The sequence below is a fragment of the Halopseudomonas sp. genome (assembly GCF_036961105.1).
Lineage (GTDB): Bacteria > Pseudomonadota > Gammaproteobacteria > Pseudomonadales > Pseudomonadaceae > Halopseudomonas.
The window spans coordinates 1-834 of record NZ_JBALWW010000049.1; the positions used below are offsets into that span (position 1 = coordinate 1).

The 834-nt window shown below is 47.8% G+C and carries 2 protein-coding genes; one reads left to right on the plus strand and one right to left on the minus strand.

Features of this window, described 5'->3' with window-relative positions:
• The first annotated feature begins 140 nt into the window (after positions 1 to 140).
• Positions 141 to 362 (plus strand): hypothetical protein, encoded by a 222-nt coding sequence (locus V7756_RS18895; protein ID WP_123891462.1) that lies wholly within the window; start codon positions 141 to 143, stop codon positions 360 to 362.
• A 115-nt stretch (positions 363 to 477) separates the two neighbouring features.
• Here V7756_RS18895 and V7756_RS18900 read toward each other — a convergent pair.
• The coding region (locus tag V7756_RS18900; RefSeq protein WP_335611750.1) for an integrase core domain-containing protein at positions 478 to 834 on the minus strand (357 nt) is incomplete at its 5' end.

An 834-nucleotide genomic window follows, 5' to 3' on the forward strand; every position in this document is an offset into this window, starting at 1 on the left:
CAAGCAGGCAACAATTCCCCAATGAAAAATTACAGTTTTGTAATTTTGCGCTCACCTTGCTGTCAGGTTTGAAGTCTTAAACTGTGAACAGTGAAAAGCCGCCATCCGATAGGCGAGCTTAACAAGAGCAGGGGATTAAAATGAACTTCTTAAAATCTATCGCGATCAGCAGCACCCTATTATTCTTTGTAGGTATGGCCAGTGCCGAAGAAGGTTTGGATAGGTCGAAGCGATTTCATGAAAACGCCCGTGAAAAACAAACTCGCTTATCTGAAGAGGAACACTCAGGTCATCAAAAGCAAGAAGCCGTCCAAGCAAGGCAAGATCAGCGTCAGGACGGTTTAGATCAGGCGGACAATTGAGACGCGGTAAAGATAAATTAATATTTATGCTTCAATCAAAAAAACCAGGCCACTATTACTCAAGTACAAATCACTCTGAATCGTACCGGGTTTTATGGAGGCCATTCCGTTTAAGTCAGGCCGCCACGGCCTGACCTGTGTGTTGCTGGTAGAAGTTTGCCTCAGCTTCTGCCGGCGGTATACGTCCAATCGATCCCAGAAGGCGCTGATGATTGAACCAGTGAACCCATTTCAGGGTGGCTATTTCTACTGCTTCGCGACTCCGCCATGATTGCCGGTGTATCAGTTCCGCCTTGTACAATCCGTTGATGGTCTCAGCCAAAGCGTTGTCGTAGCTGTCTCCTTTGCTACAAACAGAGGGCTCTACTCCGGCCTCCGCGAGACGCTCTGTGTAGCGGATGGAGACGTATTGACTGCCACGGTCACTATGGTGGATCAGATTATCTGATCGTCCTGGCTGCCTTGCATACAG

What these genes read in the sequence shown, in the direction of transcription:
- V7756_RS18895 (WP_123891462.1), top strand. Translation starts at nt 141, where the DNA reads ATGAACTTCTTAAAATCTATCGCGATCAGCAGCACCCTATTATTCTTT.